We start from the raw sequence: 18,261 nt of genomic DNA on the forward strand, positions 1-18,261 counted from the left end.
TTTTCATATTTGTATTATTCTGTTCTCAGGCTTTTCACGGGGCTGGCTATTGCTGCTTTGATGGACTGGTAACTTATTGTGACCAATGCAATAATTGCTGCAATGAGCGTTGCCGAAGCAAATACCCACCAGTTAATGCTGATCCTGTATGCAAATCCGCGCAGCCAGTAATCCAGGAACCACCATGCAACCGGGAATATGATCAACGCGCCGAGAAAGATGGATCTCAAAAATTGCCGGGATAACATATCCACTATTTGTTTTACACTGGCTCCCAGCACTTTTCTTATCCCTATTTCTTTTGAACGTTGTTCTGCCATATAGGAGGCCAGTCCAAATATCCCCAGGCAGGCAATTCCTATTCCCAATAAAGCAAACGAGCTGAATAATGCCGCAAGCCTTTTTTCGGAAGTGTATAATTTTTCCAGCGATTCATCTACAAATGAAATTTCAAATGATTTCTCAGGAAAAGTTTTTTTCCATTCGTTTTTAATGGTTTCAATTGCCGCATGCATATTTCCCGGATTGATGCGAATAAAAGTATAGCCGCTTGTCATGTTGCCTTCTGCCCTTAATGCTAAAGGAGCTACTTTATGATGGAGGCTAAGCCCGTTGAAATCTTTTACTATGCCAATTACGGTTCCCTGTAATGCGGGATAACTGAGTCGCGTTCCCACTACAGGTAGTTGTAACCCCAATACTTTAACAGCGGTTTCATTTAAAATGAGCGACCTGTCGCTTAACGCTTTTCGAAAAGCTTCCCCGGTTAATTTTTTATTTCCGGACGGTTCTAATGTGTCCAAAGGATGCTTTTCAGAAAAGTCCCTTCCTGCAATGAGCTCAATACCCATGCTTTTTATAAAATGAACATCTGTAAACATCATGTCTACCGAAATCTTTTTAGATGAATCCGCCTGATCTTCCCAGCTTCCGCTGCCTCCATAACCTATACCGGGGCTCCATGAAGAAATGGATATATTTTTAATAGCAGGATTTTGCTGCAGCCTGTTTTTAAATATTTCTACATTTTTGCCATACCTGTTAAAGGGGATCATCAGTAATTGTTCCTTATCGAAGCCCAGTTTTTTATGCTGAATGAAGCGGAGTTGCTGAAAAATGGTAATGGTAACTATGATGAAGAAGATGGAAACCCCAAATTGAAACACCACTAATGCTTTCCTTAATATTACATTAAATGCGTTTCTGCTCATTATCCCTTTTATAATGAATGCAGGCGCTTGTTTTGATAAGTAAAATGCAGGATAAAGCCCTGCTATCACTCCAAAAAATATTATTCCTCCCAAAAAAACAAGGAGCGAAGCGGTATCAAATGCTGTAAAAACATCCGGGTTAATGTGTAATATTCCCGCAATGAAAGCAGAAAAAATAATTGTTAATACAATTGAGGCGATGGTTGCTAAAAGGAAAAACAGGATTGTTTCCGAAAGGAATTGTATGATAATCCCTTTTCTTTGGGCGCCCAGTACTTTTCTGATACCTGTTTCTTTTGCACGGTGCAGCGAACGGGCAGTTGAGAGATTGATGTAATTGATGCCTGCAAGAAACAATAGCAGCAGTGCTGCCAGTCCGAAAATGTATATATACCGGATATCGGAGTTTACAGCTAATTCACCGCTGAAATTGGAGTGCAGGTGGATAGCTGTTACCGGTTGCAAAACAAGTTGTATATCTTTAGGAAAAGCATATTTTTCATAAACAGACTTAAACTTTTTTTGCAGCGCACCTGCTTCAACGTTATCTCCTAATAATACATATTGGTATATACCGGAATAGGCTTTCCAGTTGAGCGGCTTTAAGGCCCAGGGATAGCTTAAATTAACAATAGCCTCTGCTTCAAAATGAGTATTAGCCGGGATGTCTTTTACAATAGCGGTTACGGTAAATGGTTCATTTTGGGTATTCATTAATACCTGGTTCAAGGGGTTGGTGTTGCCAAATATTTTTTTAGCAGCAGATTCGGTAAGAACAATCGAATTTTTTTCCGATAACGCCTGCTGTGGGTTACCTGCAATAAAGGTGAAAGGAAATATGGTGAAATAATTATTGCCGGCATCAAGCGTGCCGACTTTTATATTTCCGTTTTTCCCTATAAATTCCTGTTTTCCCTGGTTTATCTGCACGAACTCCTTCACTTCGGGGAACTCCTTTTTAAGCATTTCTGCCAGGCCGGTTGGCAATTGCAGTTTATTGGCATCCTCCTTTAACCGGGTATTTTCAGTATAAAGCCTGTAAACATTTCCGGATGTGGGTAAATATTTGTCGTAAGACAACTCATACCGTATATACAATGATATAAATATTACAGCCGTCAGGCTAACGCTTAGTCCAAGGAGATTTATTGCAGAGAAGACCTTTTGGGTTTTCAGGTTTCTAAGAATGATTTTAAAATAGTTTCTTAGCATGATTTAGGCTTTGAGCCGTCAGCCATGAGCTTTCAGCAAATGAATATTCTTACATTACTACTTTCATATTTTTACATGCTCACATTAACCCGCGGTCTGACACTCCTTTGTCGCGTGCCAACCGCTTATTTCCAGATTTCCATACTTTCACATTTTCCACATTTATATCATTCTGTTCTCAATGCCTTCACAGGGTTGGCCACCGCCGCTTTGATGCTTTGATAGCCTACTGTTAACAACGCTATGCCAATGGTGAGCAAACCGGCAAGTGCAAATATCCACCATGCTATATTAATTTTATAGGCAAAGCCCTGCAGCCATTTGTTCATGGCGTACCATGCTATGGGAGCGGCGATGAGTATGGCGACCAAAACCAGTTTTATAAAATAAGAGGATAACAGCGCAATAATATTGGGAACGGATGCGCCCAGTACTTTACGTACGCCTATTTCTTTGGTGCGTTGCTCGGCAGTGAACATTGCCAGACCCAATAAACCCAGGCAGGAAATAAAAATGGCCAGGAAGGCAAAGTAATTGGATAGCTTGCTGACAACCTGCTCGCTTTTATACAATTTCAGATATTCGAGATCGGAGAACTGGTAGGTAAAAGGAAATTTTGGATTTAATGATTTACCTATTTTTTCCAGTCCGGTAATGCTTTCTTTGATTTTACCCACCCCTGTACGAACCAGTATAGTGCCCCAGCCCCAGTTTTCATCTAACCGTAAGATCAGGGGTTCAATGGACTGGTGTATGGAATTGAAATGAAAATCCTTCAGTACGCCAATGATCTTGCCAGGGCGGTTGCCCCACGATACAGGCTGACCAACAGGATCCTTATATCCCATTTTTGCTGCGGCTGTTTCATTCAGCAGAAAACTTGCCGAATCTGTTCCAAAGTTCCTTGAAAAATCACGCCCATCTTTTAACTCTAATTTCATTGTTTTTACAAAATCATAACCCACTACGCCATCGGCGAATGACACGGTAAGATTGGGGTCTTTACCCGGCCATGCGATGCTGCCGGTATGATGTTCAATTACGGTTGGTGAATTTCTCATTTTCGAAATGCTGAGGATGCCCGGTATTTTGCCTGCCTCTTCTTTAAACCGTGCATAGTTTTTAACCAGGTCGCCTTCTATAGGAATATATACCAGGTTTTCCCGGTCATAACCGAGGTTTATTGACTGAACATAACTCATCTGCTTATAAATTACGATCATGCCTACAATAAATACAATAGAAAGTGCGAACTGGAAAACCACCAGCGCCTTACGGAAAAATATTGCACTCCGGCTAAATCTCAAACTACCTTTTAGCACTTTTACAGGTATAAGCGAAGACAGGAAAAATGCGGGATAGCTGCCTGCTACCAGGCCTGTAACCAATAGCAGTCCTGCTAAGAATGACCAAAAGAAAGGCTTGGTAACGGGTACGTATAGTTGTTTGCCGGTGAGTGTATTAAAGGCCGGCAGCAGCAAGGCTACCAAAATTACGGCGATTAAAACTGAAATGCATGTCAGTAACATGGCTTCTCCTGTAAATTGGCCAATCAGTGCATACCTTGAGGCGCCAATAACCTTTCGAACACCCACCTCCTTAGATCGTTTGGCAGAACGGGCAGTTGCCAGGTTCATAAAATTGATGCAGGCAATTAACAAAATAAAAGCAGCTACAAGCGTAAACAGTCGTACGTATTCAATGCGGCCGCCATCAATTTTGCCGTTTTTAAAAGAAGAATGAAGGTATTTTTCAGGGTAAGACTGCAAATCCAGCTCCACTACAAAACCTTTTTCTTTTTGCCTGTAATTGTAAACGAAATCTTTGATCCTGGCTTTTACTTTCAGGGGATCAGCACCGGCGCTTAGTTGCACATAGGTGGAAGGACTTGTGTTTCCCCAATTGTTTACCCAGGCATTCTCTTTTACAAAAGCTTTCCAGCTTCTCAAAAAATCGAATTGTATTGAAGAACTGGAAGGTATATTTTCAAATACAGCCGTAACCTGCAATTCATCTTTGTTTTCGTAACGGATGGTTTTGCCAATAGCTTTTTGCGGACTTCCAAAAAACAGTTCGGCCATTTTTCGAGAAATAGCAATGCCTTCGGGCGTATTCAAAGCTGATTCCGGTTTTCCCTCCAGTAAAGGAAAACTGAACATGCTGAAGAAATCAGCGCCAGCAAAAAATCCACTCATTTTATTGATCCTGGTTTCCGCTTCAAAAGTACTGAGCGTACCCGGCGATGCTGCATATTCCAATCCGCTGGCATATTGTATTTCAGGAATAACTCTTTTAAGCTCATCCGCAAGCAGTCCCTGCGTTGAATAGCCGGCTTCCACTTTACCATCGTAGTGCTGTCGCTCATATACCTGGTATAAACGACTGCCATTGGCATGAAAGCCATCAATGCTCCGCTCATCCTGTACCCAAAGCATGATCAGCAGGCTGCAGGTTATCCCCAGCGCCAGTCCTGAAATATTAATGGCCGAGAATGCTTTGTTGTGAACCATGTTCCGCCAGGCAGTTTTGAAATAATTTTTGAACATAGTTGTAAGCTTTGAGCCGTCAGCAATCAGCTTTCAGCAATTATTTAACGTTTGCATTTTCTGTATTCCCATTTTAAAACTTCCACACTTTCACATTTCCACATTTATCCTACTCCGTTCTCAAACTCTTTACCGGACTGCCTGTTGCCACCCTTATTGTATTTAAACTCACTACTATCAATGTTAAGAGGAACATAGCAATACCTACAATAAAGAAAAGCCATAAACTGATGGTGATACGATAATTATATTTATCGAGCCAGTTACTCATTAGCCAATAAGTAAGCGGCATGGCAATTACAAATGCAATTACAACCAGTTTTAAAAATTCTTTTGATATCAGCATCAGCAATTGCTGAACACTTGCCCCTAATACTTTACGCACACCAATTTCGCGGAAACGTTTTTCAATTGTAAAAGATGCCAAACCAGCAAGACCAAGACAACAAATAAAAATGGCCAATGCAGAAAAAATATTAGTGAGTTTACCAATCAGTTTTTCAGTTAAGAATTTTTTTTGAAACTCCTGGTCAACAAATTTGTATTCAAACGGCACAGAAGGGTTATTTTTTTTAAAAACAGTTTCTAAAAATGCAAGAGCCTTTTGTGCCGGCACTCCTGCTTTAATGCGCATGGTGTTCATGCCGGAGCTGCGGTTTTCATAAACCATCAACATTGGATAAGCCGGTTCAAAAGGCGAAGTCATAATCACATTATCAATAACACCAATCACCGTATATGTTTTTCCATACCGCATTTGCATACCGACCGGATTTTTTAGTTTCATCGCGTCAACCGCAGCTTTATTTAAAATCATAGAAGTTGAGTCTGCAGGCGTTCCTGTAAAATCATGTCCCTGCAACATTTTCACATTCATCGTTTTCGAAAAATCAACGTCAGTTGCCAGCCCACCCATAATAATTTGTGAATTGGCAGGCTTGCCATCGTAATCCGGTGCGCCGGTATTCCACCAAATTTCTGTAATAGGAGATGAGGTTCTTGTAATATTTGTAATTATTCCCGATGACAATAATTGATTCCTGATAACTGCAAAATTTTTATCCGTATCAGGTGTTGACGGAATCATCACCAGACCGTTGGGGTTATAACCCATGTCGCGACCTTTAACATGTTGTATTTGCTGGTAAACAATGATGGTGGCAGATATCAATAAAATAGAAATTGCAAATTGTAAAGTAACCAGCACATGCCTTGGCAATATTGTTTTTCTGCCTGCTACAATTGTTCCTTTTAAAACTTTTACCGGATTGAAAGAAGAAAGATATAGTGCGGGATAGCTGCCCGCAACAAATGCAGTAAATAAAATAGTGCCCGAAGCCATAACCCAGAATACGGGCTGCATTACATTTAACGAAAGGTGTTTGTCAACCATTGCATTAAACAGCGGTAACAATAATATAACAACAACAATAGCCAGCGCAAAAGCAATCAATGTCAGGATGAATGATTCGCAGAAAAACTGGAGTAACAATTGTTTTCTATTTGAACCAAGTGTTTTTCTTATTCCAACTTCTTTTGCGCGTTTTTCACTTCTTGCAGTAGAAAGATTCATAAAGTTGATGCAGGCGATCAGCAAAATAATAACAGCGATAATAGAAAACAGGCGCACATATTCAATCATGCCGCCGATATTCTTGCCATTTTCAAAATCGCTGTACAAATGCCAGTGATTCATGGGGAAAACAAAATAGCTGCTGATTTCATCGTTCCCATGTGCCCTTTTTATTTTAGTAACGGTTTTATTCAATAAAGCTGTATCAGCCTGAGGTACCGTTAACAGAAATATATTCCATGAAGAATTTATCCATTCATTCATGGATTGTTTTGTACCAGGATCAGCATAGTTAAAAGGTCTTATCCAATCAAACTGAAAAGTAGAATTGCCTGGTGCATGTTTAACTACAGCACTCACTTTTGCTGTCTGGTTATTATCAATTGTAAGTACTTTATTAATAGGATCTTCATTTCCAAAAAAAGCTTTCGCTGCATCCTCTGTAAGAACAATAGAATGCGGATCTTTCAGCGCTGTTGCTGCATTGCCTTTAACAAACTGCCATGTAAAAATGTCAAAGAAATGATCGCTTACAACATAACCATCTTTCTTTATTTTTTTGTTGTTATAAGCAAGAACATTTTGTTGCTGGTAAGTAGTAACAACAGCATGTTTTATTTGCGGAGAACTATTTTCAAGCGCTCTTGCAAGCGGAAGCGCCATGCTTCTGTCGGTAAAAACCTGGTTATTAAAATCGCGGTTGGCAATAACCTGGTAAATGTTATCATAGTTTTTTTGAAACCTGTCGTAGGTAAGCTCATCATACACCCATAATAAAATAAAAGTGGTGCATGAAATACCAATGGTTAAGCCAAGAATGTTTGTAATAGAAAACCCCTTGTTTCTAAAAAGATTTCTCCACGCTGTTTTGAAATAATTTTTAAACATAAAGCGTTATTTATGATTGCTGATTTTTATCCGCCCGCCTGCCCGACTGAGTCCCGCCAGAATGATTCTTTCGCCCGCCCGGATGACACCAGTTGGACGGGGGCTGGTATTTTCACATTTCTTACATTTACCTGCGGTCTGACGCTCCCCTGGTCGGGTACCGACCACTTCATTTTTACATTTATATCACTCCGTTCGCAAAGGCTTCACAGGGTTCGCAACTGCTGCTTTTATAGCCTGGAAACTCACCGTAAACACTGCAATCAATAGCGCTGCGGATCCTGCAAGCACAAATACCCACCAGTTAATATTTATTCTATATGCAAAATCCTGCAACCATGTATACATTGCCCAGTACGATAATGGGAAAGCAATGATACAGGCAATCAACACCAGCTTTAAAAATTCTTTTGACAGCATGCCGGTAACCTGCGTTACACTGGCGCCCAGTACTTTTCTAATCCCAATTTCTTTGGAACGTTGTTCTGCGGTATAGGTTGCTAAACCAAATAATCCCATACAGGCTACCAGTATAGTCAGTGCAGCAAAAATGTTCAATATGCGGCCCGTTTTCTGCTCTGCCGCATAGGTTTTATTATACAATTCATCCATGAAATTGTATGTAAAGGGCTCTTCCGGGCCAAATTTTGCCCATTCCTGTTTCATGGTAGCCAGCAGTCCTGCCATGTCTTTTGTTTTTACTTTTATGATCAAACCTGATTCAGGATTCAAAACCATCAATAAAGGCGTAATGGCCTCATGCAGCGACCTGAAATGAAAATCTTTTACAACACCAACTACAGTAAAGGTTACATTGTTTCCCCTCACACTGTTTTGCCTTATTACGCTTTGTCCTATGGCATTGCTGCCCCAGCCAAAGGCTTTTGCCGCAGTTTCGTTGATGATCATACCTAAAGAATCTGTAAGTCTGGATGGTGAAAAATTTCTTCCCGCCGCCATTTCAATACCAAGTGTGGGGATATACCTTTCATCTATCCCATATTCCAATGTTTTCATTACCTGGTTTTCCTTGCCTTCGGGGTAGGCCAGCGCATTATTACTATAGCTTGGCCCTGCGGGCTTATAACCGGAAATAGTTGCATTCACCACACGGGGATCGTTCAACAATTGTTCTTTAAAAACTGTTTCATTTTTTCCTAACGCCCAGGAATTGGGCAATACAATCAATTGATCTTTATTATAACCCAGCTTTGCTTCCCGTATGAATTTCATTTGCTGGTATACAACAACAGTAGCGGTAATTAAACTAACGGAAATAAAAAACTGGAAAACAACAAGGCCGCTGCGTAATTTGAAGCTTTTAATGCCCGTATTCATTTTGCCCTTCAGCGTTGCAATGGGTTTGAAAGAGGAAAGAAAAAATGCCGGGTAAATGCCTGCCAGCAGGCTAACCAAAAGAACGATTACCAAAAACATGGCTGCCTGGTTGATAGCGAAGCCTATTGCTAAGTTTTTTCCCGACAACTCATTAAATACAGGCAGCGACAACTTAACCCATACAATAGACAGCAGCAGGGCTATTAAAGTAATGAGAACAGATTCAAGCAGGAATTGTTTTACCAATTCTATTCTTGCAGAACCCATTACTTTGCGGATGCCCACTTCTTTTGCCCGTTTGGATGTGCCGGCAGTTGAAAGATTGATAAAGTTGATACAGGCAATCAGCAGCATAAAAATGGCTATGGCGCTAAAGATGTAAATGTAACGCATGTCGCCGCCGGGCTCAAATTCATAATTGCTGCCGGAATGGAGATGAATATCCGTTAACGGCTGTAAAAGAAAGCCAAGCTGATTTCCCCGGGTACGAAATTGTTCTAAGCTCATTCCCATTGCCTGCTGTATCTGCGGCCCCATATATTTCTCCACCATGGCCGGAAACTTTGCTTCCAGCTTTTTATAATCGCTTCCTTTTTTTAAAACGATGTAAGTAAAAAAACCGGAAGACATCCATGACTGATCTGTTGCATAAGCAATACCCGACAAGGATACAAACATATCAAAATGAAAATGAGCATTTACCGGTATGTTATCAATAACGCCGGTTACTTTGCATAAGGTAGTATTGTTATTAACAAAGAGTAATTTCCCCAATGGCTCCTCTTTTCCAAAATATTTATCTGCCAGTTCTTTTGTAAGCACAATAGTATTGGGATCTGTTAATGCGACTTGGGAATCACCCTTTAAAAACGGCAAAGTGAATACATTAAAAAAATTAGCATCTACCAATGCTAACCTGCCTTCTTTAAAAGTCTTGTTTTTGTAGGTAACTTTGGGGCGTCCGCCTTCCTTAATCCTTATAGCTTCTTCTACCTCGGGATAATCATTTTTCAATGCGGCTGCCACCGGTGGCATTACATTAGCCTCTAATATTTTGCCTCCGTTAATGCTGGCTTTGAAAGCAATGCGATATGTTCTGTCTGCCTTTATATTAAATCGGTCATAACTTAATTCACCCTGAACAAAAAGCATAATGATAAAGCAAATGGCTATACCAATTGACAAACCCAGTATATTAATAAAGGAGAAAGTCTTATGCTTCAGCATATTTCTCCAAGCAATTTTAAAATAGTTTTTGAACATAATTGTAGGCTTTGAGCCGTCAGATTCTTTCAGCAATTATCTAACATTTACATCATCCTGTATTCGCGGTCTGACGCTTCCTTCGTTGCGTGCCGACCGCTATCATTTTCAAATTGCTGCATTTATATTGCTCCCGGTTTGGAAACGAGTTACAGGTCAACACGCGTGCCAGTGCATAATTGTTTGATATTCAGCCCCCAAGAAAATAATTCTGCAGGAAGGTGTGCGATACCGGACGAAGCCTGTACGGAAACGAACAGTACCTCACCCTCTTTCCCTCTCCATGCAATGGAGAGGGACGGTGCTGCAAAACAAATCCAAAACTATACCGATAGTACATCCTCTTTAGCACAATTCCTTGCATATCTGAACGATCTGGTTGTTTTAAATTTTCGAGTTTATCCCATTTACATTTACTCCACACGCTCTGACCTTAGGCATCCCTCTCCTCAGCGGGGAGAGGGGCGGGGGCTATTCGCTTCGCAATGCTTTCACCGGGTTGGCTATTGCTGCCTTTACGGCCCTGTAACCAACCGTTATCCATGCAAGGGTGAGTGATGCAACAATGGCTAAAACAAAGACACCTATGCCCATATCAATCCGGTACACAAAATTCTGTAACCAGCCGTTCATGATATACCAGCCCACCGGCACTGCAACCAGGAAGGCGATGGCAATAAGCAAAGTAAATTCACGCGAAAACAACAGTACAATATTGCTTATACTTGCACCCAGTACTTTGCGAATGCCCACTTCCTTTGTTTTTTGTATGGCCATATAAGAAACCAATCCGTATAGTCCAAGACAGGAAATGAAGATGGCAATACCGGCGAAAATTTTGTACAGCAGCAATAGCTGGGTTTCCTGTCGGTAAAACCGCTCTATGGTTTCATCAGAAAAATGACTGGTATAAGCGTATTCCGGGTATGTTTTTTCCCATAGCTTTTGTATCTGGGCTGTTGTTTGAGCAAGGTTTTGCGTACGGAGCTTTACGGCAATTGTAAAATAGAAATCTTTTCTTGCTGCGATAGTCAGTGGCTTTACTTCTTCATGCAGGGAGTTTACTTTAAAATCTTTTACTACACCTACTACCGGTAACCATTGGCCGCCACCCATCCGCAGGTTCTTTCCAACAGCTTGTTTGGGATACTGTAATCCCAGTCTCTTTGCCAGGGTTTCATTAATTAAATATTCCTTTACTGTATCACTGGCCGAATAACTTCTTCCGGCTATTATCTGCAATCCGAATGTTTGTACATAATCCTCATCAGCATATTTAGAAAAAACCGGGAAGGGGGCATCTTCTTTATTATCGAAAGCAAAATTGGAAGCCCAGTTGTTTTCGGAAGAAGCTTCATCGCTTGCAAATGAAACGCTTATTACATTGGGATTTTGCAGCAATTGTTCCTTTAGCGGATTTCTTCTGGCCAGGTTTTCACTGCTGCTGTTTGAAGGCAACACCAGCACTGCGTCTTTATTGAACCCCAGGTCTGCATTGCGTACAAAGTTCATCTGGCTAACGGCTACTATAGTTCCAATGATCAGCACCTGTGAAATGGCAAATTGCGTAACAACCAAAACTCTTCTTAAGGAAATGCCACCCATACTGGCAACACTGATCTTGCTTTTTAACGCAAGCGCAGGTTTAAACCCCGAGATGATCAAAGCGGGGTAGGCGCCGGATAACAGGGTAACCAAAATCAATACGGCGGTTAAGAACAGGCTGCTTGCCGGTGTGAACAGCGAAATGCCGGGAGGCACACTGGCAACATTGCTTAACCAGGGCATCACCAATCTGGCAATACCGAGCGCCAGCATAAGTGAAAAGAAAACAACGAGAAAGGTTTCGCCCATTACCTGGCGTATAAGTTGGCCACGGCTGCTGCCTAAAACTTTGCGGATACCAACTTCGGTGCCCCGGCCAATAGCCTGTGCGGTGGAAAGATTGATGAAGTTGATGGAAGCCATAATAATGATCAGTACGCCAATCAGCGCAAGTGTTAACAAAATCGTTTTGCTGGAGCTGTGATCACCAAGTGCACCATATTGCATATTAAAGTGAAAGTCTTTCATGGGTTGTAATACCATCATTCTTTCATCCCGTCCTGTATTACGGGAATGCTTTTTGACGAATTGTTTTATTCCGGACTGGATGCTTTCTGCAGTTACATTCGGCGGGAGCATAAAATATAACTGGTGATTGCTGCTGAGGCTTCCCCATTCGGCAGAATAACCAAAATTATCAGGGTATTTTTTAAAGGCTTCGTACGATGCAAATATTTTTATCGGGAAGTCGGTATTGGCTGGCATATCTTCTACAATACCGGATACCTGCAGCAGTACGGTGTTATCTAATTTCAGGAACTGACCTACAGCCTTTTTCCAATCACCAAAATATTTTATGGCAGTAGATCTGTCAATGATCACGTTACCCGGATCCGACAGGGATTCTTTGTTCCCTGTAAGCCATTTCGCATTGAATATATCAAAGTAAGCAGGCTGGGTAAAAATCATATGACTCTCTTCAATAAATTTTTTACTGATCGCCACATCACTGTTGGGATTGTTTCCCAGAACGGTAAACTGGTTGCCGGAACTTGCGTTTAACGCAACCATTTTTTCAATTTGAGGAAAAATTGCTTTCAATGCATCATAAGCCGGGCATGGTACACCGGGGTTATAATCCACGCTGCCATCTGCATGCTTTGACGATGTGACGATACGGTAAATGCTGTTGTAGTTTGTTTGAAAAGTATCGTAGCTTAGTTCGTATGATACCACTATAAAAATAAGCAGGGAAGCAGCGATGCCTGTTGCAAGTCCTGCCACGTTAATAGTGGTATGCGCCTTGTGCCTTGCCAGGTTGCGCCATGCGATTTTGAAATAGTTTTTAAACATTTATTGTTTATTGTTTTTACTTTTGGTTTTGATCTCTCCTGAGAAGTTTAGCCTCATCCTCTTATCCTTCTCCTTGCGGAGAAAGACGGTGCTTTGGAATAATATCAAACATTTAGTTCTGCCACATGAGCTTTAAAATATATCACTGGACTTCTCACATTTCCACATTTCCCACATTCACCCGCAGTCTGATGCTCTTTTCGTTGCGTACCGACCACTTTCATTTTCACCCGCCTGTTCAGTCGGGCAGGCATTTCCACATTTTTCACATCTCCACATTTGTATCATTCACTCCTCAAAGCCTTCACCGGGTTAGCAACAGCCGCTCTTACGGTATGAAATATAACCGTAAGCATCGTTATCAACAACACAACCAGCGCTGAAAGTATAAATGGCATTATACTTAACCCCGTATTGTATGGAAATATCTTCAGCCATTTCGCCATAAAATACCATGCAACCGGAAAAGCTACAATACAGGATAATCCAACCAGTACAACAAAATTTTTAGTAATCAGCGGAACGATCTGGCCAACATTCGCGCCCATCACTTTGCGTATACTGATCTCTTTCTGTCTCTGCTCTGTTGTAAAGGCAATCAGGCCTAAGAGTCCAAGGCATGTAATAAGTATCGTGAGTATCGAGAATGCGGTAAATATCTTGCCGCGTTTCTCATCGGCGGCATATTGTGAATCAAAATCCTGGTCGAGGAAGGTATACTGAAAAGGAATATCTGGAAACATTTTTTTCCAGGTGTTTTCTATGCCTGTAATAGCCGAAGAAATATTTGCAGTACTTAATTTTAGCTGGATAAGATTGGTATTGGGCCGGTACAACAAGATCAATGGAGCGATAGGATTATATAACGATTTTTGATTGAAGTCTTTCACCACGCCTACCACTTCAAGATAGTTACCTGAAGTATCACCGGGAAATTTCACTCTTTTGCCAAGCGGATTATCGCCCCAGCCAAATTCCTGTACCATTTTTTCATTCACCAGCATACCATGCAGCGTATCTGCAAGTCCTGAAAAGTTTCTGCCCTTTGCCAGTTTAATACCGAGTGTTTTAATATAGTCCTCATCAATGGCATATACATCTACCCCTTTATCTACATATCCATCTTTTGTTTGAACAGAAAATAAATTAAAACTATTTCCCTGCCCCGGCACCGAGCTTGCTGAGCTAACAGAAACCACCTGCGGGTTATTGCGCATTTCATTTTTAAAAGAAAGAACAGCACTTTGTATATCCCTGTCTGTAACAGCGGATGCAGTCATCACCTGGGCTTTATCAAAACCGAGATCTTTGTTTTTTAAATATCGGAGTTGCCCATATACCACCCATGTGCAAATGAGCATAATCATGGATATGGAAAACTGTATCACTACTAAAGCTTTTCTTAAATTAACATTGCTGGAGCCTTTTGACAAGCTTCCCTTTAATACATCAACCGGGTTAAACTTTGATAAATAAAATGCCGGGTAACTGCCGCCCACAATTCCAACAAATACCACTACAGCCAGCAGAATAAGTATAGTATCTGGTTTGAATAATGTCCCGAACGAAATATATTTCCCGGCCAGTGTGTTAAACATGGGAAGGAATAGCGCAATAAGCCCTATACTCAATAATAAAGCAACTGAAGCCGTAAGTGTTGATTCAATCAAAAACTGTAATACCAGTTGTGTTTTATTTGAACCGGTTACCTTTCTTATACCTATTTCCTTTGCTCTTCTCGCTGATCTTGCGGTAGTGAGATTCATGTAGTTAATGCAGGCGATCAGCAGCATAAAAAATGCTACAGCCGAAAAGATGTAGATATAAGACATGCTACCCGTTTCTTCAGGCTCGTTAGCTGTAGTGGAATGAAGATGTATGGACGTGATGGGTTGTGCTTCAAACTTTATTTTAATATTATACTGCGCAAAAATGGAAGCCAGGTATTTATCGTACATGGGTTTCATCTTGTTATCAAAAACGGCCGCAGTTGTACCTGGTTTTAGCAACACGTAAGTGAAGTAATCAAAGTTTCCCCAGTTGTTTGCAAAGTCAGCCGGAAGCGAACTCCTCGAAACGAGGATATTAAAAATGAAATGGGAATTGTGGGGAACGTCTTTCATCACTCCCGTTACTTTGTATACCTTACCATTTACATTCTCCAAAGTTTTACCAACGTAAGATTTGTTTGTGCCAAAAAATTTTATAGCTGATGATTGGGAAAGTACAACTGTGTTGGGTTCTTTCAATGCTGTTTGTGGATTTCCTTCAATAAAAGGATAAGTAAATACACGAAACACATTACTGTCGGCAAAAAATACCTTGTCTTCATACAACCTTAACCCACCATTCTTAAACATGGTTCTTCCACTGTTTACAAACCGAACGGATTCCTCTACTTCGGGGTAATCTTTTGCCAAAGCGGGTCCCATCGGAAATGGCGCTATCGCCCAGCGCATGGTATCCCTGTCTGCTTCCTTAATGATGGAGTTTACACGAAATATTCTATCCGCTTTTTCGTGATACCTGTCATAACTCAACTCATCTTTAATATAAAAGATAAGGAACAAACCGAACGTTATTCCAATGGTAAGCCCAAGAATATTTAAGAGGCTATACCATTTGTCTCTTTTAAAATTCCTCAGCGCAACGAGTAAGAGATTCTTTATCATTTGAGATTTGAGATTTGATATTTGATATCCGCCACAGCGGGCAGGGTTTCGATTCTATATCCATATTCCTCATTTTCATATCTTCACATCTGATTACTCCGTTCGTAACGATTTCACCGGATTCGCAACTGCTGCTTTTTGCTTCGCCATGCTCGCAATGACGGGCTCACTCTGTTCTTAACGATTTCACAGGGTTCGCCACCGCTGCTTTTATTGCCTGGAAACTAATTGTAAACAAAGCAATGAAAAGCGCCAGCACACCTGCAATGCCAAATATCCACCACGATATATTAATGCGATAGGCGAAATCCTGTAACCAATTGTGCATGGCCCACCAGGCCAGTGGCGCGGCAATACAAAACGCTATGGTTACTAATTTTAAAAAATCTTTCGAAAGCATAGTAACTACATTGCCAACAGAAGCGCCCAGCACTTTTCGTATACCAATTTCTTTGGTGCGTTGTTCGGCCATATAGGTGGCCAAGCCAAACAATCCCAAACAGGCGATAAGAATAGCCAGTACAGAAAAGGCTATGGCAATTTTTGCTACCCGTTGCTCCGAGCGGTATACGTTGTTAAATGCCGCGTCTAAAAATTGATAGCTGAAAGGCATTTCCGGAGCATAGGTTTTCCATTTCTTTTCGGCGTATTGTATGATCTGCGGAGCATTGGCTGCATTCATTTTAAAAGAAGCAAAACCTGTACTTCTACCCAGGAACAAACCTAACATACCAATATCCCTTTTGAGGGATTCAAAATGAAAATTTTTAACTACACCGATAATAGTGTACGATTCAACGGAGCCGGGGCCGATGCCCGATTTGTAAATATGCTGTCCTATGGGATCAGCGTACCCCAAAGTTTTTGCGGTAGCTTCATTAAGAATAACTGCATTGGAGTCTGTTCCAAAATCCCGGGAAAAATTCCTTCCTTTAATAAGTTCTATGCCTAATGTTTGCAGGTAATCACAATCCACGTTCCATTCCTGCATACTAAACCCGTTTTTTGCATCAATGACCCGTTCTCCTGAAAAAATATTATCGCTTCTTGAAGAAGGTATGGGTAAATAGCTGCTGATGGTTCCGCTGCTTACGCCGGGTTGCTGCAGCATATCCTGCTTAAACGCTTCCAGCTTATTTTGTAAAGCATACCCGTTTTCAATGAGCAGTACCTCGTTTTTATTGTAGCCCAGGTTTTTGGTTTGTATATAATGCAACTGCCGGTAAATAATAATGGTGCCAGCAATGAGTACAATAGAAGTAGCGAACTGGAATATTACCAGCGCACTCCGGAGACTTCCGTTGCTTCGGCCCGATCTTAACCTGCCCTTTAATACCTCTATGGGTTTAAATGAAGAAAGAAAGAACGCAGGGTAGCTACCGGCCAAAAGTCCTACCACAAAGGGCAATAGCAACAAAACAGGAATGATGGCAGGCGTGAAAATGTGGAGCACACTCATGGTTTTCCCGGAAATACTGTTGAACAAAGGTATAATGGCAAAAGCAAGTAATATGGCCAGTATGCAGGAGATGAAAGCAGTTAAGGTGGATTCACTAAGGAATTGCGTTATTAAATTTTTGCGTTCAGTACCCAGTACTTTGCGAACGCCTACTTCTTTAGCCCTGTTTGCCGAACGTGCAGTGGTGAGGTTCATGAAATTGATACAGGCGATCAGCAAAATAAATATAGCCACCGCCGAAAAAATATATACGTATTGTATGTTCCCGCCGGGGCTCAGCTCAAAAGGGCGGTTAGAATACAAGTGAATATCAGTAAGCGGCGTTAATGAGTATTTCAGTTTATTACCCGATTGCTGAAACTCATCCATACTGGCGATCTGTAAATACGCTTTTGCCTCAGGGAGTACATATTGATCTGTATATTGGTCAAAAATTTTTTTAAAAGCTGCCGGGTTTATGCCGGGTTTAAGCAAAAGATAGGTATGGAAATTATGGCTCAGGTACTGTCCCCACCGGTAATCCACGTTTTTCATGGAGAAAATAAAATCGAAATTGAAATGTGAATTAGAGGGAATGTCTTTTATAACTGCCGTTACTTTATACAATGTTTTACCATTGTCATCGGTTTCAATAATTTTTCCGATAGCATTATTACCATCACCAAAATATTTCCGGGCAGTTGTTTCCGTTATTACCAACGTATTGGGTTCATACAGCGCTGCGTGTATATTACCTGCAATGGCCGGTAAACTAAATACATCAAAGAAAGTTGAATCCGCATGTGCCACGCGGGTTTCCATAATAAACTGCGTTCCTTTTTTTACCAGTTTGCTTCCATTGGAATTATAAACGCGTGTGTATTGCTCAACCTGGGGATAATCCTTTTTCAGCGCCTGCCCCATCATGTCGGAAGTAAACGGATACTTTGTTTCATCTCCGCCAAAACGGATATCGGAACTAATGCGGTAAATGCGATCGGAATTTTTGTAAAAGTGGTCGTAACTCAGTTCATCCAGTACATATAAAGCAATAAGAATAAAGCAACCAAGGCCGGTGGCAAGGCCAATAATGTTGATAAGGGAGAAGGTTTTATTTCTCCATAAATTTCTTAACGCCACTTTTAAATAATTCCTGATCATTATAATACGTTTTATAGTTATTGCCGGCAGGTTATTTTTACTGAAGTACGACCAGAAATAA

7 protein-coding genes are annotated in these 18,261 nt (G+C 41.0%); all 7 read right to left on the reverse strand.

Annotated features, from left to right (window positions below; genetic code table 11):
• Positions 1-14: 14 nt before the first annotated feature.
• Entirely contained in the window at positions 15-2,423 is a 2,409-nt protein-coding gene (locus VL121_RS17105) for an ABC transporter permease (protein ID WP_325407602.1), read from the reverse strand.
• Between the two features lie 167 nt (positions 2,424-2,590).
• Positions 2,591-4,933, reverse strand: a complete 2,343-nt coding sequence (locus VL121_RS17110) for an ABC transporter permease (protein ID WP_325407604.1) — start codon at positions 4,931-4,933, stop codon at positions 2,591-2,593.
• A gap of 145 nt (positions 4,934-5,078) precedes the next feature.
• Positions 5,079-7,430 carry an ABC transporter permease gene (locus VL121_RS17115; protein ID WP_325407606.1) on the reverse strand — a complete coding sequence of 784 codons (2,352 nt, stop codon included), beginning with the start codon at positions 7,428-7,430 and terminating at the stop codon, positions 5,079-5,081.
• 186 nt (positions 7,431-7,616) lie between these two features.
• The gene (locus VL121_RS17120; protein ID WP_325407608.1) at positions 7,617-9,995 is read right to left on the reverse strand and encodes an ABC transporter permease; all 2,379 of its coding nucleotides are present in this window, start codon (positions 9,993-9,995) and stop codon (positions 7,617-7,619) included.
• A gap of 507 nt (positions 9,996-10,502) precedes the next feature.
• Positions 10,503-12,929, reverse strand: coding sequence for an ABC transporter permease (locus VL121_RS17125; RefSeq protein WP_325407610.1), 2,427 nt, complete (start codon positions 12,927-12,929; stop codon positions 10,503-10,505).
• Between the two features lie 284 nt (positions 12,930-13,213).
• Positions 13,214-15,601: an ABC transporter permease gene (locus VL121_RS17130; protein ID WP_325407612.1), complete on the reverse strand. Its 2,388-nt coding sequence runs from the start codon at positions 15,599-15,601 to the stop codon at positions 13,214-13,216.
• Between the two features lie 166 nt (positions 15,602-15,767).
• Entirely contained in the window at positions 15,768-18,200 is a 2,433-nt protein-coding gene (locus tag VL121_RS17135; protein ID WP_325407614.1) for an ABC transporter permease, read from the reverse strand.
• Positions 18,201-18,261 lie beyond the last annotated feature (61 nt).

Origin of the sequence: Agriterribacter sp., assembly GCF_035497235.1 — a bacterium.
GTDB lineage: Bacteria > Bacteroidota > Bacteroidia > Chitinophagales > Chitinophagaceae > Agriterribacter.

Bases quoted from the DNA above. Each gene is read 5' to 3' on its own strand.
- VL121_RS17115 (WP_325407606.1), bottom strand. From the start codon at position 7,430: ATGTTTAAAAATTATTTCAAAACAGCGTGGAGAAATCTTTTTAGAAAC.
- VL121_RS17125 (WP_325407610.1), bottom strand. From the start codon at position 12,929: ATGTTTAAAAACTATTTCAAAATCGCATGGCGCAACCTGGCAAGGCAC.
- VL121_RS17130 (WP_325407612.1), bottom strand. From the start codon at position 15,601: ATGATAAAGAATCTCTTACTCGTTGCGCTGAGGAATTTTAAAAGAGAC.
- VL121_RS17105 (WP_325407602.1), bottom strand. From the start codon at position 2,423: ATGCTAAGAAACTATTTTAAAATCATTCTTAGAAACCTGAAAACCCAA.
- VL121_RS17120 (WP_325407608.1), bottom strand. From the start codon at position 9,995: ATGCTGAAGCATAAGACTTTCTCCTTTATTAATATACTGGGTTTGTCA.
- VL121_RS17135 (WP_325407614.1), bottom strand. From the start codon at position 18,200: ATGATCAGGAATTATTTAAAAGTGGCGTTAAGAAATTTATGGAGAAAT.
- VL121_RS17110 (WP_325407604.1), bottom strand. From the start codon at position 4,933: ATGGTTCACAACAAAGCATTCTCGGCCATTAATATTTCAGGACTGGCG.